Origin of the sequence: Pseudomonas sp. Root71, from assembly GCF_001429045.1 — a bacterium.
Classification (GTDB): Bacteria; Pseudomonadota; Gammaproteobacteria; order Pseudomonadales; family Pseudomonadaceae; genus Aquipseudomonas; species Aquipseudomonas monachiensis.
Genome location: NZ_LMHY01000022.1, coordinates 1 through 17,584 on the forward strand (window position 1 = coordinate 1; position 17,584 = coordinate 17,584).

The window sequence follows — 17,584 nt, forward strand, 5'->3', positions numbered from 1 at the left end:
TGGGTGCTGAGGGTGTGCAGGCCGAAACCCATGTTGGCCGACGGATCGATCGGCAGGGCGTTGTAGTGACGCATCAGCACCGCTTGGCCGTACCGCACCATCAGCAGTTTTGGCGGGAAGGTGCCGTCGAAGGTCCAGAGCGCCTTGTGGTTCTGGATCGGCATGTTGGGGTGAAAGCGGGTGTCGATGCCTTTGGTGGTGCCCACGATGATCGGATTGTCCGAGGTCTGGTTGTACAACCCGCCAGGCCCGAACTCACCGACGGCGTAGTTGTGCAATTGCCGGCGGTCGCGCATGCCGCCGTTGAGCTTGGCGCCCGCTTGAGCGGTCTTGAAGGCGACCTGCGGGTAAAACTCGTTCCAGCGCTGGTGCGACCAGCCTTTTCCTGGCGGACGACCTTCGGCCGGCGAGCCGACCGGATGGCGGTTGAGGAAGGCTTCGATCTGCGCTTTCCAGGGGTTGCGGTCCAGCACGTTGGAAAACTGCGACGGAAACGGATACAGCCCCGGCTGGCGCATGAAGGCTTCCAGCGCCGCGGCCGAAGGGCCGCTGCGGGCGATGTTGTTCGGGTCCTGGGTGGGCGCCGGGCCGACGATCGGGACCGGGAAGGTCAGGGTGGGCGGCGGCAGTGTCGGGTCGAGTTTTTCCGTGCCGAACTCTTCGAACAGCAGCAGTTGCTGAGTGTACGGCTGGGCCCCGAACAATGGGCTGGGCTTGCCATTGGTGGGGATTTTGAAGGATGTCTGCAGGNCCGAACTCTTCGAACAGCAGCAGTTGCTGAGTGTACGGCTGGGCCCCGAACAATGGGCTGGGCTTGCCATTGGTGGGGATTTTGAAGGATGTCTGCAGGTTTGGCGGCAGCACGTTGTCGACCGTTGGCGTGGTGCGGGTACCAAAAACGCCATTGGGCAGGGCGAAGGCGCCCGTGTTGGCGGGTGGCATGGCCTCTATGGCTTCCAGCGCCGCCTTGGGGTCGGCCGGGGGATTGGTAAACGCCGAGGGGTCCGTCGGTGGTGGCGGGCCGAAATCATCCAGCGGGACGGCGTTGACGGTGGTCATGGCCAGGAACATCGCACAGGGCAGGCTTGACCTGCGCAGCAAGGCGATGGAGCTGCGTGGTGGTGTCGTGCTTTTCATTGTTCACCCCTCGCGTGATGCCCCGTCGTCTCAATAGCCGGGACGACAGCTGTTGCGGGTACCAGAAGGGTGCGCAACTAATGAGCCACTAGCCTGGGGCGAAGAAAAAATTCAATCCGATTAACAGGCTGTTTCTGAGTGGTTCAAGCCAGAGAAGGGGGGAGTGGGGGATATTCCTCAGGTTTGGTGGCAAGCGCCTGGCTGGGTGGGTGTAGTGCCCCATTGATGGAGAGAGTAACGGCCCGGTTTCACCGACCGCTTTTTTGTCAGGGGCTGCTGATCTGAGGCGATATGGATTCAACCGGTCGATGCAACACACTGGATTGCGTGCAGGCACGCGTGTTGCAGATCGGCAGTACGACCCGGTAATAGTCGGGTCGAAGATTTCAGGGCGGGGCGCTATTGGTCGAAAAAATGCGGAAACGATCAGGGGAGTGACGGCCGGGAAAGCCAAACCCCGAAAACGACAAAGCCCTGAATAATCAGGGCTTTGTCGTATGAAGATGGCGGAGGCGATGGGATTCGAACTCATGGACCTGTTACAGTCGACGGTTTTCAAGTCCGATATGCAAGTCCCTTTATTCTGCGGCGTGCAGCTCATTTTCGTTCTAATACGAATTTTTTTTGCCACCTCTACAGGCCGCATTCTACAAGGGGGGGTATTAGGGTTTTGTAACACTTTTTTGGCTATTTTGAGGGCTTAGCAATGGCGCCGACACGACGGTAAACTCGCTCGGTAATGTCGCCTTTGGTATGTCCTAGCAGCAAGCTGGCTTCACCAATATCCGTGATCTCTGATGCCGCTTTAGGACGGATGTCTCGGAATTGAAACTCTGTAATCCGGCTGGCCAAGGACGTATCACTATTATCAAGTGCCGCCTGCTTCGCCTTCTCTCTTGCCTCATCCCATCGTTTACGCAGCATCGTAGCCGTCATCCGTTTTCCTCTTTGACTAACTATCAGATAGCTCGACAGATGCTGCGCATTACGCTTGGCGATCTGGGCGATCAGCAAGCCCAGGCTGTTTGCAGAGCCGTCAGTGGTCGTCTGTATTCGAAGTTTTTTGCTGGTTTTGTTTTGCTGAACCATCAGGAATCCTCCCTCGATGTCATCCTTGCGCATTACTAGTACGTCCGCTGGCCGTTGACCGGTCAGGTAAGCCAAGTCCATGGCATCTTTCAGCTCTTGACCTGCCTTCAGGTACACGGCATTCCAGACCGCATCGTTTGCGTAGTAATCGCGTGGGGTTTCCTTGTTTTTACGGACTCCTTGGCACGGGTTTTCCTTTGAAGTTAGACCCCATTCTCGTGCCATGTTGAATACGTGGGAGAGGGTGGCGATTTCGCGATTTGCCCGTACTTTTGCCGAGCGTGCATCCCTGTAACCGGCAATTGCTGCAGGTGTTATGGCATCGATAGGTGCACTGTCGAACATTGGTCGTAGTTGTTTGATCTCTGAGAGGTTGTCCTTCTGGGTGCGTGCTGCTTTTTTGGGGACAATATCGCGAATGTACCTATCGAAGATGCCCTTCATGGTTCGCAGATCGAGAGGCGCCTCCTTGGCTTCGAGTTCAGCCCATTTGATCCTGGCCTTGTCTAGGTCTTTGCCTAGCGGTATCGCCTTTCCCGAAATATCCAAGTAGTAGTAAGCAATCCAGGTTTTTCCGCTTTTTCGGGGGCGTGTCCACTGATACATCCTTGGTGGCAAGTTGCGTGTTTCGGCATTGCGGGGACGCATATCAGTTCACTCGTGAGAAGTCTGGCGTCCATGCTGGCGCCGAGGGAGTGGAGGGCGGGTTGAGAGCGGTAGGTGACGCCATTCCCAATTTCATTCGGACATAGTGCCGACCAACCAACGGGCGCTTGCCTCGGCTTTCGATGAAGACCCATTGGTGGTCGATCAACCAGCGTCGCTGGGAAGCCCTGGCCTTGTAGCCGGTGATAATCGCCAGTTCTTCGTCCGAAAGAATTTCGGATTCCATATTGATACTCCATGCCACGCGGAGCGACAGAAGGGGGGGGGGTTGGAGGACTCTGATTACTGCGAAGTCTGCAATCTAGATTGCGGTTTGTGTCTCGGACATATCGGCGGGGTGGTGCGCATCATCGGTAAGCGGATACGCTTCCGTAAATGATGGGAATAGTGGCGCATAGCCGGTATATTGGACTTTTGAGTTTTCGTCAGGTGATGGAAGATATGACTGATTCGGGGATGATGCGGGTTTACCATTTCTGCGATGAAGTTTACGGACTGCAGAACATCGAAAAATCTAGATTGAAGGTTGCAACGATAATGGATCTTAATGATCCATTCGAAATGGTTTGCTACTCATCTCCCGATAAAGAAGTTCGCAAGAAGTTAAATGAGTTTAAAACAGCAATTGCAACCAAATTTGGAATGTTATGTTTTAGTCAGTCTTTTCGAAGTCCCGTTCAGTGGGCTCATTATGCTAATAAGCATAGGGGCCTTTGCTTAGTGTTTGATGTGCCTGATCACAACATGCATTTTGTCGAGTACAAATATGGAAGGATAAATTTTGACGTTGCGCAGTATACTAAACTAGACAAACGTGAGCGATTTGAGATGATGCAGAAGCAGCTCCGCATCAAGCACTCTCAATGGCGATATGAGCGAGAGGTTCGTAGAGTTTTTCTGTTGAGTGAAACAGATCCTGAAAATGATCTGTATTTTAGATCTTTTGATAGCGTCGGTACGCTGAGTCAAGTAATTGTTGGGTGTAACTCGGCCATAACTCCCCAGGACTTAAAGAAAAGCTTGGGTGCACGCAAGGGTATGGTCGAATGTTTTAAAGTTCGCACTGCATTTAAATCCTACACAATAGTAAGAAATAAGGACGACAGTCTCTGGCATTAAGTCAATGAACAGGGCAGTCTGCTCGAATGGATGCTAGCTGGCTGGCGTGATTTGTTGAAATAGGGTATTTGTGTTCGCCCTGGCATGGGGCCGGGTCAAGGAGATTTAAATGGCGGATGCGCCGTGGGATATGCTGTCGGCCATAGGTACGGTGGCAGCTGTTGTCGTTGCCTTGGGGATATCCGGTCAATCAGCTTGGGCAAATCGGAAGGCTGAGAAAGATCGCTCAGAACTGGCTGCTGCGAAGGTACTCAGCCCGCTATCGGTTCTCGAAAGGAAGGCATCATATCTTTTTGCATGGTTTGCATTCAGTGAAGACGCGCACGTTGAGTCAGACGCTAAGGTATTAAAGTTTCTGGAAGAGCTTGAAGTACTTTCCAGTGCAATCTCAATCGAAGATTTGTACCCACTGCTTAAGTTACCAAATCATGCCGCAAAAAGGTCAGCAAGAGCTTTGGGGCTGATCCAAGCTTTTGTAAGTGATGCTCATGCGACGATTTCGCATCCATCTTGGATTGATGTGGGGCTTGCTCACAGAACTGGCGAGTTTAAAAGGTGGTTTGGCATGCTCTCTGAGATTAAAGATCACTTGAATTTGGCGGTAGATGTCTGTGAATCTGCTGCTTCGACCGGCGCGCCGAGACCATCCCCAGAAGAAATGTATGGTGAGCCTCCAAAAGTCTAGACGCAGTTCTCCGTGACCGAATGCGACAGTGGTGAAAAGGGTTGTTGCTGCGATTAGTTTAGAAATGGTGGAATGTCACATCCAAATATCGGGCCTCAAAATGCTTAAGTATATTTACAGATATAAGTACCTGAGTAATGGTAAGGGCTTGAGGAGTCTGCTTAAGAATAGAGACATTAAATTTACTCATCCAAAGGATTTTAACGATCCATTTGATTGTTTTCCTGCTGTCGTACATAAGGATTTTGTTGATCTAAAAACAAAAAATCCCTATGTGTATAAGGCGCTTGGTCTTGATTTGCTAAAAGGTACGCAGCGTATTATGGCGCTTGCTAAGATGCAAAATAGAATGAAAGCAAACATTGAAAGCGGTGAATTTTTGCAAGGCTTGTTGGCAGAGGCCTCCGTTCTATCATTAGCTAAAATGCCTGACAGCGTTCTAATGTGGTCTCACTATGCACAGTATCATCAGGGCGCTGTGGTTGAATTTAAAATCCCCATTAATACACCGCGCTTTTTTAATGGTGAGTATTCTTACGCAGATCTAATACCTTTAGACGTGAGGTATGAAAAGGATCGTCCGATAGTGGTGATGGATGGCTCGACTACAGATAGAGATTTAATTTTGGATCAACTTTTTCTGACTAAGTCGGAGATTTGGCAATACGAGCAAGAAAGTCGAGTTATAAAAAACGAAGGAGGGCACGGTGTTTTTCCTTTTCAGCAAGAACTTTTGAATAGCGTAATTTTAGGAGCTAGGAATGAAACAACTGACGAAATAAAGAAGCTGGCACAGGCCGCAGGTAATGAATTAGGCAAGACGATTCCTGTTTTTCAGGCAGAATTTTGCAAGAAAACGTACAAGGTTAAAATTCCAAAATTCAAATTCAAAAATGATGAAAGATAATAAAATATGGGTGAGTCAATTCAGGCGGGCACGACTACCTCCTCTCCAGGATCGCGTTTCAACTCTGCCAGGCTACGATCCTGAAACATCCGCGCCACGTTTTCGCTTATCTGCACTTTGTGGCGCGGACTGCCAATCGCCTGATACGACAATGTTGGCCCGAGCGCGTGAGCGTTCAGAATTAGGTTCTGCACCGCCTCATTGATTTCCGTAATCTCGTTCCAGGCCATCAGCTCGTAGAGCTTCTGCCGGGTGCCGAGCCTGACTCGGTGCCGCAATTCCTTCTCGTCGTATTGCAACCGCTTCTCGGCGGCCTTCGTCGATCGCTCCTGTCCAGTCTTGGCCATGGCCTGCCTCTTCGATTCCGTGGGCCGGTAGAACCAGCCATTTTTGACGTCGACGCTGGCGCACCTTGTTGCTGACGCACCTCATGCTGCCCTCTGCTGGTTCCAGACACCCACGACGTCGAATATGCGGGCGGCCTGTTCTTCAGTAAGCGAGATTTCGGCAGGAACGGCTATCCAGCCCGACGCGACCCGTTGATTCGGATTGCTCTCGGCGACTAGTGCTTTGTAGGTTTCCTCGATCACGCCTTCGAGGTGGGCGGCCAGGTAGTTGCCTTGGGGTGCAACCTCTACCGATTTGGTGTAGCGGTGGCCGCGCTGATCTCGACACTGGACGCTGACATAGATCGTCCAGCGATGGGCAAAGTCGCAGACTGCTTCGGCCATGCGTTGTCCTGGAGGGATGCTCTTGTAGTTCTTCCAGTTCATCATCCCTTGGAGTCCGCTGGGGTCGATATGGACCACCGCGACGTGATTGGCATTGAGCAGTGCCCGGCTCGCTCGCTCTCTCCGGCTACGCATGTTGTTGGGCTTTCGCTTTTTCATAGCGCCACCGTAATCTGGCGATTGGCCTTGGCTTCAAACTGGATGGCAAGGTCGTGAGCGGCCTTGTAGTCGTCACGGAAGGCGCGAGTCTTGCCGGTGGTGAGGTCTTTAATCTGATACATGCCGAAGCTTCCGCCGGCGACTTGGTAGCGCACCGGTTTGGCCGGGGCTTGTCGATCAATACGGCTGTAGAACCCGGAGCGGGCGGCCTTTGTTCGTTGCAGCAGTTCACCGACTTCATCGATGCGCTCTTGAAATGATGGATGCATGGTTGATCCCTCGGAGTAGGTTAGGTGTATTCATCAGCACTCCGACCACCTGCTGGTGGCCATTGGGCAGGAAAGGGGCTGATTGATAAAAGGCAGGCGTAAAAAAGCCCGATCGGAACCGGGCCATTGTTTGTGTCAAAAAGACCTGCTTAAGTGATCGCAGGTGTTGCCGTTGCGGGCTTCGACGAACCCGCCTGAATGCGCTGCGTGATTTCCTCTCGATGCACCGGGACATCCTTGGGTGCGCTAGTCCCGATACGTACCTGTTTGCCGCTCACACCCAGCACGGTGATCGTGATGTTGTTGCCTATGTTGATGCTTTCGCCTTCTTTGCGAGTCAAAATCAGCATTGTCCATTTCCTTGCGTGAGTGGGTTTCCCAATGCCGCCTTGCAAGAAGCGGCATCAGTGAATCATCACTGCATTACGCGGATTTCATTACGGGGGAACCACGCACCGTCGAGCTTCACCATGCAGCCAACGAAGGCGGCGTAGCGAGTCTCTCGATCGGTCTGGAAGCCGTAGTAAGAGCAAGTGGCCCGTGAGGCAATACCACTCAGCAACATGCAGGCCACGATCAGTGTCAGCAGGATCAGCAGAACCTTTGTCGCGTACTTCACGCCTCGATACCGTAGTCAGCCAAGCGTAGACCGAAGTGCATGCCTATTTCCTTCAACACCACCAACTCTGCTGGCTCGATCTGGCCGTCAGCCTGGGCAACGGCAAGAATGTTGACGAAGGCTTCCTCCGCGTCGGCCGGAAAGTTTTTGATGTCGGCCAGTTCCCGCTTGATCGCCAATCGTCCTACTTGAAAGTTGGCGTTCAACTGGCCTGTAAAACGATTGATGGTTTCGGTGATCTCGCTGCCGAAGTGCGTCAAATTCGGGTTGGAGCGAATCAACTCATCCAGCTTGGAAACCTCGCTGGCTTCAATTTCACCATCAGCCGCAGCGACCAATAGGCCGCCACCGACAATGGCCTGCATCAAGTCGCGGTTAACGACCTTCTTCATTTCGGCCTGGGCGTTGCCGACTTGTTTTCCGAAGAGTTTTTTCATTCCGAACATGGTGTTTCCTCATTGCAGGGGAGGGGATTTCCCACATAGCCCTGCTGCCAAGGCAATGAAGTGAAATCTGATTGGGCTGTCAGCGGGACTCAGATACGGCGCACTTAGGTGGGAGTCGCCCACGCCTGGTGCGTTAGTCTTTTTGCAGCTGACAGCTTTGAGTCGATTGGGTTGTTAAAGAGCGGCGGGTGGCCCCGTATTGCCGCTACGATTCATTGCGACGAACAAATATTGCCGCCGGGGATATTTAAAGTCAATGCCGCCGGAGATATTTTTTCGATCTATGAAAAAAGCCCGTACTTGACGGGCATGCTTTGGGCTAGATATTTGCGGGGAGATCCCAAGAAATACGCGCGGCGCAGTCATCTTCTCGACGCACTAGTACGTGCTCGGTTTCTGCTATTTCTTCAAGGAGCCGCTTCCAGTCCTCAAGGCATTCATCTGCTCCCTTGTAAATCACTGCCGTTTTTCGTTTTTGGGCAGCGGGGGCGCTGATTACTTTTTGGATGCGGAGTCCAAGAAGTTCAAATGAATTTGACGGCGTTGGTTTGTTTTTTGGCTTTGCCACAGCACTGCTCCTTTTTTGTATGGATACACAGTGAATGGCTTGAACCCTAAGTGCTAAAGATTAACGATTAAAAACAATTATTTAGCAGAGAAAAGCCCGCAATTTGCGGGCTTAAGGAGGGAGGTGTCCAGGGGGATTTAGAGACAGATCGAAGGGCTTAAATTTAGATTCTGCCCAGCACCTTGCTGGGAGCAAGAATTGCCCCTACGTAATGGATTTTCTCGATATCAACCCGAGCTACTGTTAGCCGCTCGCCGTAAGCCGAGTTAATCGACATGAGGCTGACTTCTTCTTCGGTCTCGAAGAGAAGTTCTTTAACCATGCTTTGTCCATCAACGGTGGTGACCATCACATACTCACCCGGAACTAGGCGGTGATTGGGTTCGCAGACAGCGACCCACCCGCTACGGATCGCTGGTGCCATTGAGTCACCCTTGAGCCGGAGTGCGTAGGCGTTCTCATCTCTGGAGTAGGTCTCAACCCAGCCTGCTGCCTGGTCAAGGCTTGTCCAATATCCCTCACTGCCGAGCTGTGCGGTGCCCTCGATATTGATTCTGCGAGGTGAGGAATAGATGGGGGGGCCAGCCTCGACATTGGACTCGAAGCTGGACTGCGCCATTTTCGCAATCTCATCAGCCAGTCGAGGGCTGAATGACTCCACGGGTTTGGATATCAATCCGGCAATTGCGCTAGCGACTTTCGCATTCAGTGCGTTGTAGCCGTTCAGGTACGAACTGACGGAGCCCTGATTTATGCCTAGGGCATCTGCGATCTTTCCCTGAGTTAGGGCGTCACGCCGCGACTTGCCTGTGTTGAAGGCATCCACAGCCGCTTTGAGTGCCAAGCACTCTTCTTTTTCCCAATCTTCGAGTTCGCGTTTTTTCATTCCACGATTATTCCTAGCGGCGATATTTAATCAAATGCCGCCGGGCTTGATTAAATAAATTCCGCCGGAGATACTTGTCGGATGTTTAATAAAGGAGATCGGCGAGATGAGCCGAAAAAGTCTGGATGAGTTTGCTCGTGCACGCGGGCAAACCAACGCAGCAAATCTGCTTGGGATGTCCCAAGGGTCGCTCAACAAAGCTCTGCAGGTTGGCCGTGACATTTTTGTTACTGAGCACGCAGATGGCTCTTTCACCGCTGAAGAGCTCAGACCATTCCCGGTCCAAAGCGCAAAAAGGTCGCGTCGCCGGATGCTGCCCATTTCATGAGCAAACTTTGAGCGCAACGGCGCCGAGAGAAAACTAGAAAATGAAATCGCCAGTACTAGAAACCCGTCGCGCAGTGGTGATCGAGGTTGCAAAAAAATACCCAGGCGGCCAGGTATGCGCTTCAGCTCGCCTCAGTCTCGATCTGAAGCGTTTTAAGAATCAGGTTTATGAGAGCGGCGGTGTGGTTCCTCTTAGCGATGAGGAGGTTTACGTCCTCGAAAGTGAGCAGGGCACCACGCACCTACCGGACTACATCTGCGCGATGTACGGCGGCGTATTTGTTCGCCTGCCTGAGGTCGGCGATCTGGACAATGTAGATATGCACCAGCGCTCGTTACGTACTTCTGTGAAGCGCGGTCGGGTTGATCAGTTTCTTGCCCTGGCGCTGGAGGACGGCGAAATCACAGCAGCGGAAGCCGCAGAGATTCTGGCCCTGCACGCGAAGCACTTGGCTGCCCGGCATGAGGAGGTGACCGCACTGATTGAGTTGCACAAATCGAAACGCTCAGCCCGAACGCCAAGCGGGAAGGGTTGATATGCAGTTCACGATCACGATCAACCAGGTGAAAGCACTGGAGTGGGGGTTGAACTCCCAGCAGGCGCTGCTGTTTTCGTTTGTCTACGAGTGTCCTAGCTGGGCAAGGCCAATCAAGACCGATAACGGGATTTTCTTTGCCTTGAGCAAGGCAAAAATCGTGGAGGAATTGCCCTTGCTAACCGACAAACCAGATACAGCGTACCGACTTCTCAAAGGGCTTGAGACCGCCGGGCTGATCGAGCTATCCCACACGTCCAACATCAGTTTGTTTCGTTTAACCGAAAAGGCCAAAGAGTGGAATCGCAAGTTGGATGGGTCGGAAAAATATCCGACCTCTGAGGCGTGTGAGGGTCGGAAAAAAATCCGATCTACCTCGGAAAAATCTCCGAGCAAGGTCGGAAAAATATCCGAACAGGGTCGGAAAAAAATCCGAGGAGGGTCGGAAAAATTTCCGACAAATCAGGGTACCAGTAATCAGGGTACCAATCAGGTAACCAGTAATCAGGAGAAGCAGGGCGCTAACGCGCCAGGTAAATCGCCAAAGTTCGACCCGCTGACCGCCAAACCGGAAAACGTCAGCGTCGAGGTTTGGGCCGACTGGTGCCAGCACCGCAAGGAAATCCACAAACCCCTCACCGCCAAGAGCTGTGAACAACAGGCCAAGGCCTTGGCGAACCATCCAGCCCCCGATTCCGTTCTGGCCCTTTCGATCAGCAACGGATGGACGGGGATCTTCCCCGACAAAGCAGTCATCCCCGCACCACCTCCGACCAGTCGCCATTCCGGCTTTGACACTCGCGATTACAAGGCCGGTACCAAGGAGAACGCCAATGGCACCTTCCGTCTCTAACTTCGGCGCTCACATGGACCGCAAATTCGGCGTCATCGGCCGTCAGCCAGCGAGCTGCTTCGATCATGGCGAATACGAGGCAGTCATCCTCAAGGGTGGCAACCTGTCTGGCTGTCCCGTCTGCGCGAGCAACAAACGCGACATGCAAGAGCTCGAGCGCAAACGCTGTCAGTTTCGGATAGTTCAGCAATCAAGCGCCCGGATACCGAAGCGTTTCGCGGAAAAGACATTTGCCGATTTCGTCGTGTCGAATCCGGCCCAGCAGATCGCCCTGGATGCGTGTACCGACTACGTCGACAACTTTTCGAGGCATCGCCGGGAAGGTCGCTGCATGTTGCTGCTGGGGAAGGTCGGCACCGGCAAGACCCACCTGGCCATTGCCTCGGCCAATCACCTGATCAATGAATGCATGGTCAAGGCGATCTACCGCACGGTGGGCACGCTCATCGGCGAGATCCGGGCGACGTTCAATGAGCGCTCAGGCGAGTCCGAGGCGCACATTTTGCGTGAGGTGATCGGCGCGGACCTGTTGGTGCTCGATGAAGTCGGGGCGACCAAGCAGAGCGAGTTCGAGCTGGCCACCCTGTTCAGCATCATCAACGGTCGTTACGAGCAATGCCGTTCGACGATCATCGTCAGCAACCTGTCGCCCGCCGAATTGAACGACGCCATTGGTGCGCGCTGTGTCGACCGCATCCGCGAAAACGGCTGCATTGGCGTGGCATTCGAGTGGGAATCTCAACGCGGTAAGGAGGGCTTCTGATGAACGCCGCCAAGCAACAAAACATGCTCGCCGGGCAATCGTCGCTCGCCCGCAAAGTATTTCAAGTCGTGCCAATCCAGGAGCGCTGGAGTGCTCACGATATTTTCAATTCGTTGATGGTTGCCGAAACCACGGGCGCCCAGTTTCCGGCCGTTCGTCGTGGCCTGGGCGAGTTGAAGGACGCTGGTCTCATTCGCGAACCCGTTAACGGACACTTCCAGCGCACCGCCATCACCATCACGCCCCAGAGAGAACAGAGCATGTCGCAAGAAACCAAGCTGGCCATGGTTACCACCAAGAAACCCGAGGGTAGCGCTCTGGATACATTGGCGGTGCTGTCTGGCGAGGTAATCAGCTTTGCCGAGGAGGTCGGTCAGCAGATGAAAAAGCTCGCCGCGCGTATCGAGGAAGTCGCGTTGTCCGTTGAGGCAGAGCGCGAGGTCAATGCTGAAGCACTCGATAAATTCAAGCTCCTGCAATCTCTGCTGAAGGGGGGCTAATGGGCAAGCGCATGGGGATCAGCTCGGAGATGCCTGATTGCCGCCTGGCTATTCCGGATTCGGCAAACTATCGGTTTGCCGTGTTTTGCTGTTCGTACAAGGTGGACTTGGGCAGCACCCCCGATCACGCATTGGCGCTGTTCGTTGACCAGGCAATGGCCGAGCGTTACGGCGCCTGGATGTGGCCCTCGACATTTGAAGTGGTCGACCTGCTTGGCAAAAGGGACGATGACCAATGACTGCTCCCTTGAAAACCCTGACTGTGAAACTGTCTGATGCCGTCATCAAACAGCATGCCATCGACCCGACCATTACCGAGCTGAAGGATCCTCGGCACCCGCTGCGCTTTCGTTACCGTCACGACCGCAGCAAAGGCAGTTGGCACCTGGTGCGTTTCGACAAGGGCGCCAAATGGAAAAAGGCTGCCAACTGGCCCGACGTGCCAGCGCGGGTAATGCTGGACAGCTTGCCGGTAGTGCAGGCTCGGTTGTTGGCCGATCCGTCGGCTGCTGCCACGGTGGATGGTTGGGAGCGGGTCGGGCAGGTGTTGGAGTGGTATGCCGCGCGCCTGAACACCGATAACAGTTTGTCCAAAAGCCGCCGAGGATCGTCGTTGTCGGCGATCCGCTGCCAGTTGTTTCCCGCTCTGGGGGATTTGCCCTTGTGCAAACTCAATGCCGATACCTTGGATCGACACTTGGTCTGGCACATGCAGGCCGAGTACAGCCTGTCCTACGTCAAGTCGGTTTTGGACGTTCTGAAGGTGGTCTTCGGCGCCGCCTTGACGCTGAAAAAGATCACCGCGAATCCACTGCTCGGGGTGTCGTTCAGTCACTTCACCAAGGCCAAAATCAAGCCCAAGGGTGCGCGCTTGCGACACGTCGCCGTGGTGGACCTGCTGGCTGAATGGAGTGAAGCATTCACCACGGAACCGACGGCCGTGACGCTGCTGGTGTTGATGCTGACCCATGCCACGCGAATCACCGAAACCCGTCTGGCCAAGTGGAAAAACATCCACCTGGATGCGGGGGAGTGGTTCATCCCGGCCGATGACACTAAATCCAAGCGCGACCACCTGTTGCCGTTGACCACGCAGGCCGTGGCTTTTCTGGAACGTTACCGTGCGCAACAGCGGGCCCAGGGTTACGACGGGGCGTACCTGTTTCCAGCGACTTCACGTGCGGGGCGCCCGATGTCACGCAGCCAAGCCTTTGCCATTTTTGCCCGATTGGGGGCGGGCGAGTGGACCAGTCACGACCTGCGCAAACTGGCGCCTTCCATCTGGGCCAACCTCGGTGTCGATTCACTGGTGGGAAAACTACTACTCAACCACGCCCTGACCGAACTGGAGCGCACCTACTTTCAGGCGATGGGCGAGGTGGTAAAGCGCAACGCCCTGGAGCGGTGGCACGGCTGGCTCGACGCACAGGGTTTTGATGCATTGCAGGATAAGACAGGAGCAAGACGCGCGAGTAAGCCGGTTGCTCTGGACCCCTCGGGCTGGTTGGCCTGAAGCCGAAAACAGAAATTAATCTTACAAGAGGATTTAAACATGCAGAAAGGGCTGGGGCTTGGCATTAAGAGGGAGCGGATCGAGCTGGAGCCTTGCTCAATCTGCAAGGGCAAAGCGGTAGTAGAAGGGGTGTGTTATGAGCGGATTTGTACTGCTTGCAACGGCTCAGGTTGGGTTGTTCTTGGTAGTAGGTTGGTGCTTTCTTCCGACGAATTAGTTACCCAGCTGAGCTTCAAATTGCAGCAGGCGCAGCGCGAAATTGAAGTGCTCCAGCAGGGCTCATCGATATCTGGCCCGGCCGCGTACTACCAAAAGAACAACCGTCGCGGTGCCGGCGGAACGAACTACACAGGGGATTGAGAACATGATGATTCGAAAGCCGGCAGGCCGACCTTTGGGCGATACCGAATACCTGCTGGAGCAGTGGGGTTGGTGGCGGATGGATGGGGCTGACGTCCCCGTCTACATTTCACCGACTCTGGCTCTAATGCGTCAGGCAATGCCGCAAGTGTCGGCGAGCAAGAGCTATTGCATTACTGATGAGTGGGCCGGAGCTATTGATAGCGCAGTTGCCCGGCTCTCACACCGAGATCGACAAATGGGTGACATTATTTGGCTTTACTACGGTGCTAAATGGCCCATGGTTCGGGTTGGTAAGCACTACGGCATAAGTGAAGGGAAGGCGCGGGAATTGGCGAGAGCAGGCATTGCGTGGATCGATTGTGCTGTCGATGCAATGCGGCAAGCTGCTTAATCTACTAGCCGATTGCTGCCTTTCGCGAAAGGCAGCAAAATCAATAGCTGCCAGTCATTAGTGTCTACAGAATGGGGGACGACTCACATTCCCCATATTTGTGAAAAAACACCTGCTGTCTAGGAAGTCGGGCATTCAGTATGGCTAGCTCCTTGAGCTACGCTTTAAGGGCTGTGCTCACGGAGGTTGAGAGCGGTCCAACGCAGAGCAGGGGAGGCAATATGTCTTGGTCGGTGAAGGTGGTGCGGGAAGCGAAGAGGAGACTGGTACTTGAAAAGTGGGCAGAGCATGTTGCTCAAGCTAAAGCTGCTGGCGAGAAACCTAATAAGCGAAAGTTTGTTATGGACTCAAAAGGCGAACCATACGAAACCAACATTACCAGCCTCAATAGTTGGATTGATAAGTACGCTATCCATTCTTCTGGCACCTCCAGGACTCGTGCAGCAAATACCAAAGAAGCCAGTACATATTACGTTAACTCTGTAGCTGCCCTTGAAGACGACTTCAAAACGTTTCTTACTGAGCGACGGAAGTCTGAAAATCACTATCGCTTGGACTTCTGCAGAGGACAACAGAAATTGCTACGTGCTCTGCTGGCAGAAATTGATAGGCAGATTCTTGAGTTGGAGACCAAGCTAGCCTCGGAGCCCAAAGAGCGCGGTCAGTGAGATTTACACCCGCTGGCACACCCCGTGCGACGCGAAAACCCTGACCAAGTTCTACACTTGGTAGAGCGTCGAACCACAACCGTTAAAAAAAAATGATTTTAGTCACACTCCATACATCGTTCTACCTCAGTGCATTGCTGCCTTCGTTGGTATCGAGGGCAATGAAGGGGTGCAACGCGTGGCTATGCTCGCTTTGCGTTTTGTAACTCTGATCCTCCCACAACCGATTTGCCGGAACTCTGCCCGCCGTCCGCTACTGGCCGATTCTGTTGAAAAAGTCGGTGCTTTCAGACTGACCCTTACTGACCGAATCGGCTGGTTGCCGCCTGTCGCGCAGGACCAACGTGCGTTGTTTTCTGTCCATCATGGTTAAAGCATGATGGGCAAATTCCATGCATCTGATGGTTAGATCGAATGTAATCGTGTGGTCAAGTTGGGTGCAATTTCGCATACACTGCGAAAAACCTTTTCCGCGCGGAATAGACCTGCTTTTATAGCAGCGTGTATTGCTGTGAACGCAGCGAAACGCCTTCCAAGAACCCGACCATTGAGTCGGTTTTTTTGTGCCCATTTACAAGCCCTGCCATCGAGTGGGGCTTTTTCGTTTTTCGGCCCCATGCCTGGCTCTTTGCTCTGAGCGGATGACAGTGACATGGAGGTCGAACCTATTCGAGGACGACAGATGAACACTGAGCATCAGGCTCTCACTGATGTGCCCCTTTGGCTGTTGGTGTTGTTGAGCCTGGCGGGTTTGTCCGGGGAGATGTTGAGAGCGTCGGGCACTGACCTCGGTCTTCAGCAGATTCTCCAGCGTGTAGCCCTGCGCTTTCTTGCATCTGGTCTGTTGGGTATGGCCACGCTGCTGCTCGCGATGGCGCTGTGGAGCAGTTTCTATCTTGCCGCCGGTTTGGGCATCGTCATTGCCGTTATCGGTGCAGATGTTGCCGGCGGCCTATATACCCAATTCCTGGCCAAGAAAGCGGGAGTTTCCGACCAGACTGAATCTTAAGTTGTGTTTTAAATCTCAGCGTCTCGCTGTCGTCGCTCGAGATAACTGATCTGACTTCGAATTACACCCGGTAATTGATGACTCATTTCTGACATTAGGTCTTTTTCACCACCGGGATGCCTCTCGTACCTAGCGCTGTAGTAGATGCCAGCGAGCGTTGCAATACGACTTGCCTTTTCGGTGATGTAGTCGTTCTCACCCTTTAGTCCAATACAAAGCTGCTGTATCGCTCGCAAAGCAGATTGGTCCTTGCCGGGCAAGTTATGACGACGAAATGCCTCTTCCAGCTTTTTCAGTATCTCAAGCAATCGTTGAGTATTTTCTATGTCCATAGAACGCCACATTCCTCCACAAGCTAAACGGATATCGCTGATATGGGTCAGCGCAATGCGGGGCGATGGTAGCCCAGAAAATCCAGAACGGCTGATCAATCTTTACTTCAACGAAGATGGTGTGATCATGGCCTGCTATGACCCGCTAAATGGGCCGCCGGACAGCTACAACACTGACGTAGTAGTTCGCTAAATGGTCAAAATCAAGATCACGCCCGACATGCTGCCTGTGTCAGAGGCGCTGATGGAACTGGAGAAAAAGCACATTCCGCATGTGCTGGCCCTGACAGCGACCCGCTTGGCCTGGCGGGTCAAGAAGGGCGAACTGGCCGTCATGGCGCAGCGTCTTGACCGGCCAACGCGGACTACGATGAACAGCCTGTTTGTCAGAATGGCCACCAAAAGTAAGCCGGCTGAAGTCTTTTTCAAGGACTCTTGGACCTCGGGCATTCCCGCTGATACGTACCTTCAGCAGACTGTCAGAGGCGGGCCACGATCGCATAAGCGATTTGAAAAAGCGCTGATTGCGGGCGGCTTTATGAAGTCCAGTCAGTTTGCGATCCCCAATCCCAACGTGCTCGACAAGCATGGCAACGTTTCCCGAGGGACGATGACCCGGATCTTGTCAGGCTTGGGGGCTGCAGAAACCTCACGTGGCTATCAGGCCAATGCCTCCAACAGCAAACGTAGTCAGCGCAAAGGCAACGCCAAGAACTATTTCTCCGGCATGGTCGGGGGAACGGCTGGCGTGTGGGAGCGCAAAGAGACGGCGTTTGGTGATGCGGTCAGGCCGATGTTTGTCTTCAGCCGGAGCGCGCCGATGTACCGCACGATCTTCCCGTTCTTCAAAATCGCGAACAACATCTGCAAGGCCAATTACAGCGCTGAGTTCCACGGTGCGTTTGCCGATGCGATGGCCACTGCCAAGCCGTGAACATGGGCAAAAAGGCCGCTTATTGGCCGGTAATGCTTGCCTTGTTTGCCCTGGCGCGAATTTAACGGGTCCTCCCGACGAGGTGGGGGGCGGGGGGTAATTCGGGCCCCGCTG

Annotated in this window: 26 protein-coding genes and 2 pseudogenes; 15 read left to right on the forward strand and 13 right to left on the reverse strand. The window is 53.6% G+C overall.

The genetic code is table 11. The features are described 5' to 3' along the window. The 4 genes and pseudogenes from ASD95_RS28705 to ASD95_RS13810 form a co-directional block, all read right to left on the reverse strand. Positions 1 to 750, reverse strand: a pseudogene (locus tag ASD95_RS28705) (copper oxidase); the annotation flags it as partial. 1 nt (position 751) lies between these two features. After that, a pseudogene (locus tag ASD95_RS29855) lies at positions 752 to 1,071 on the reverse strand (copper oxidase); the annotation flags it as partial. 753 nt (positions 1,072 to 1,824) lie between these two features. Next, the gene (locus ASD95_RS13805) at positions 1,825 to 2,874 is read right to left on the reverse strand and encodes a tyrosine-type recombinase/integrase (protein WP_056724244.1); all 1,050 of its coding nucleotides are present in this window, start codon (positions 2,872 to 2,874) and stop codon (positions 1,825 to 1,827) included. A 1-nt stretch (position 2,875) separates the two neighbouring features. Beyond that, complete coding sequence (locus tag ASD95_RS13810; RefSeq protein WP_056724246.1) at positions 2,876 to 3,118, reverse strand: DUF4224 domain-containing protein; 243 nt, start codon at positions 3,116 to 3,118, stop codon at positions 2,876 to 2,878. Between the two features lie 149 nt (positions 3,119 to 3,267). Here ASD95_RS13810 and ASD95_RS13815 point away from each other — a divergent pair, with 149 nt between their 5' ends. The 3 genes from ASD95_RS13815 to ASD95_RS13825 all read left to right on the forward strand — a co-directional run bounded on the left by ASD95_RS13815 (position 3,268) and on the right by ASD95_RS13825 (position 5,603). Further along, positions 3,268 to 4,011, forward strand: coding sequence for a DUF2971 domain-containing protein (locus ASD95_RS13815; RefSeq protein WP_056848060.1), 744 nt, complete (start codon positions 3,268 to 3,270; stop codon positions 4,009 to 4,011). A gap of 109 nt (positions 4,012 to 4,120) precedes the next feature. Beyond that, positions 4,121 to 4,696, forward strand: coding sequence for a hypothetical protein (locus ASD95_RS13820; protein ID WP_056724250.1), 576 nt, complete (start codon positions 4,121 to 4,123; stop codon positions 4,694 to 4,696). A 31-nt stretch (positions 4,697 to 4,727) separates the two neighbouring features. Beyond that, positions 4,728 to 5,603: a DUF2971 domain-containing protein gene (locus ASD95_RS13825; RefSeq protein ID WP_056724252.1), complete on the forward strand. Its 876-nt coding sequence runs from the start codon at positions 4,728 to 4,730 to the stop codon at positions 5,601 to 5,603. A 20-nt stretch (positions 5,604 to 5,623) separates the two neighbouring features. Here the strand turns inward: ASD95_RS13825 and ASD95_RS13830 are convergent, their stop codons facing one another. The 8 genes from ASD95_RS13830 to ASD95_RS13860 all read right to left on the reverse strand — a co-directional run bounded on the left by ASD95_RS13830 (position 5,624) and on the right by ASD95_RS13860 (position 9,281). Continuing rightward, entirely contained in the window at positions 5,624 to 5,950 is a 327-nt protein-coding gene (locus ASD95_RS13830) for a hypothetical protein (RefSeq protein ID WP_056724253.1), read from the reverse strand. Between the two features lie 81 nt (positions 5,951 to 6,031). Then, the gene (locus tag ASD95_RS13835; protein ID WP_056724255.1) at positions 6,032 to 6,493 is read right to left on the reverse strand and encodes a hypothetical protein; all 462 of its coding nucleotides are present in this window, start codon (positions 6,491 to 6,493) and stop codon (positions 6,032 to 6,034) included. Next, positions 6,490 to 6,762, reverse strand: coding sequence for a hypothetical protein (locus ASD95_RS13840; RefSeq protein ID WP_056724257.1), 273 nt, complete (start codon positions 6,760 to 6,762; stop codon positions 6,490 to 6,492). The genes ASD95_RS13835 and ASD95_RS13840 overlap by 4 nt, the downstream gene beginning before the upstream one ends. A gap of 149 nt (positions 6,763 to 6,911) precedes the next feature. Next, positions 6,912 to 7,112, reverse strand: a complete 201-nt coding sequence (gene csrA, locus ASD95_RS13845; protein ID WP_056724259.1) for a carbon storage regulator CsrA — start codon at positions 7,110 to 7,112, stop codon at positions 6,912 to 6,914. A 65-nt stretch (positions 7,113 to 7,177) separates the two neighbouring features. Further along, on the reverse strand, positions 7,178 to 7,381 hold the full coding sequence (locus tag ASD95_RS13850; RefSeq protein WP_056724261.1) for a hypothetical protein: 204 nt from the start codon (positions 7,379 to 7,381) through the stop codon (positions 7,178 to 7,180). Continuing rightward, positions 7,378 to 7,827: a tellurite resistance TerB family protein gene (locus ASD95_RS13855; protein WP_056724262.1), complete on the reverse strand. Its 450-nt coding sequence runs from the start codon at positions 7,825 to 7,827 to the stop codon at positions 7,378 to 7,380. Before ASD95_RS13855 ends, ASD95_RS13850 begins: the two co-directional genes overlap by 4 nt. A gap of 319 nt (positions 7,828 to 8,146) precedes the next feature. Beyond that, positions 8,147 to 8,395, reverse strand: a complete 249-nt coding sequence (locus tag ASD95_RS28710) for a DUF1654 domain-containing protein (protein WP_082562951.1) — start codon at positions 8,393 to 8,395, stop codon at positions 8,147 to 8,149. A gap of 163 nt (positions 8,396 to 8,558) precedes the next feature. Continuing rightward, positions 8,559 to 9,281, reverse strand: coding sequence for a LexA family transcriptional regulator (locus tag ASD95_RS13860; protein WP_056724264.1), 723 nt, complete (start codon positions 9,279 to 9,281; stop codon positions 8,559 to 8,561). Positions 9,282 to 9,387: 106 nt separating this feature from the next. Here ASD95_RS13860 and ASD95_RS13865 point away from each other — a divergent pair, with 106 nt between their 5' ends. The 11 genes from ASD95_RS13865 to ASD95_RS13915 all read left to right on the forward strand — a co-directional run bounded on the left by ASD95_RS13865 (position 9,388) and on the right by ASD95_RS13915 (position 16,204). After that, positions 9,388 to 9,609 (forward strand): Cro/CI family transcriptional regulator, encoded by a 222-nt coding sequence (locus ASD95_RS13865; RefSeq protein ID WP_056724266.1) that lies wholly within the window; start codon positions 9,388 to 9,390, stop codon positions 9,607 to 9,609. Positions 9,610 to 9,649: 40 nt separating this feature from the next. After that, complete coding sequence (locus tag ASD95_RS13870) at positions 9,650 to 10,144, forward strand: YmfL family putative regulatory protein (protein ID WP_056724268.1); 495 nt, start codon at positions 9,650 to 9,652, stop codon at positions 10,142 to 10,144. A 1-nt stretch (position 10,145) separates the two neighbouring features. Then, positions 10,146 to 10,997, forward strand: coding sequence for a hypothetical protein (locus ASD95_RS29860; protein WP_236709743.1), 852 nt, complete (start codon positions 10,146 to 10,148; stop codon positions 10,995 to 10,997). Next, entirely contained in the window at positions 10,978 to 11,760 is a 783-nt protein-coding gene (locus ASD95_RS13880) for an ATP-binding protein (protein WP_056724270.1), read from the forward strand. Before ASD95_RS29860 ends, ASD95_RS13880 begins: the two co-directional genes overlap by 20 nt. Continuing rightward, positions 11,760 to 12,260: a hypothetical protein gene (locus ASD95_RS13885; RefSeq protein WP_056724272.1), complete on the forward strand. Its 501-nt coding sequence runs from the start codon at positions 11,760 to 11,762 to the stop codon at positions 12,258 to 12,260. The genes ASD95_RS13880 and ASD95_RS13885 overlap by 1 nt, the downstream gene beginning before the upstream one ends. Further along, the gene (locus tag ASD95_RS13890) at positions 12,260 to 12,499 is read left to right on the forward strand and encodes a hypothetical protein (RefSeq protein ID WP_442965739.1); all 240 of its coding nucleotides are present in this window, start codon (positions 12,260 to 12,262) and stop codon (positions 12,497 to 12,499) included. Before ASD95_RS13885 ends, ASD95_RS13890 begins: the two co-directional genes overlap by 1 nt. Further along, positions 12,496 to 13,773 carry a tyrosine-type recombinase/integrase gene (locus ASD95_RS13895; protein WP_056724274.1) on the forward strand — a complete coding sequence of 426 codons (1,278 nt, stop codon included), beginning with the start codon at positions 12,496 to 12,498 and terminating at the stop codon, positions 13,771 to 13,773. Before ASD95_RS13890 ends, ASD95_RS13895 begins: the two co-directional genes overlap by 4 nt. 39 nt (positions 13,774 to 13,812) lie before the next feature. Continuing rightward, positions 13,813 to 14,133: a hypothetical protein gene (locus ASD95_RS13900; RefSeq protein ID WP_056724276.1), complete on the forward strand. Its 321-nt coding sequence runs from the start codon at positions 13,813 to 13,815 to the stop codon at positions 14,131 to 14,133. Positions 14,134 to 14,137: 4 nt separating this feature from the next. Continuing rightward, complete coding sequence (locus tag ASD95_RS13905) at positions 14,138 to 14,527, forward strand: antiterminator Q family protein (protein WP_177336469.1); 390 nt, start codon at positions 14,138 to 14,140, stop codon at positions 14,525 to 14,527. A gap of 221 nt (positions 14,528 to 14,748) precedes the next feature. Beyond that, positions 14,749 to 15,195: a hypothetical protein gene (locus tag ASD95_RS13910; protein ID WP_156385761.1), complete on the forward strand. Its 447-nt coding sequence runs from the start codon at positions 14,749 to 14,751 to the stop codon at positions 15,193 to 15,195. 682 nt (positions 15,196 to 15,877) lie between these two features. Beyond that, positions 15,878 to 16,204, forward strand: a complete 327-nt coding sequence (locus ASD95_RS13915) for a phage holin family protein (RefSeq protein ID WP_056724281.1) — start codon at positions 15,878 to 15,880, stop codon at positions 16,202 to 16,204. 8 nt (positions 16,205 to 16,212) lie between these two features. On the opposite strand, the gene ASD95_RS13920 is transcribed toward ASD95_RS13915, so the two are convergent. Further along, complete coding sequence (locus ASD95_RS13920; RefSeq protein ID WP_156385763.1) at positions 16,213 to 16,635, reverse strand: hypothetical protein; 423 nt, start codon at positions 16,633 to 16,635, stop codon at positions 16,213 to 16,215. A 94-nt stretch (positions 16,636 to 16,729) separates the two neighbouring features. Here ASD95_RS13920 and ASD95_RS13925 point away from each other — a divergent pair, with 94 nt between their 5' ends. Beyond that, positions 16,730 to 17,470, forward strand: a complete 741-nt coding sequence (locus ASD95_RS13925; RefSeq protein WP_056724285.1) for a hypothetical protein — start codon at positions 16,730 to 16,732, stop codon at positions 17,468 to 17,470. Positions 17,471 to 17,584: the final 114 nt, after the last annotated feature.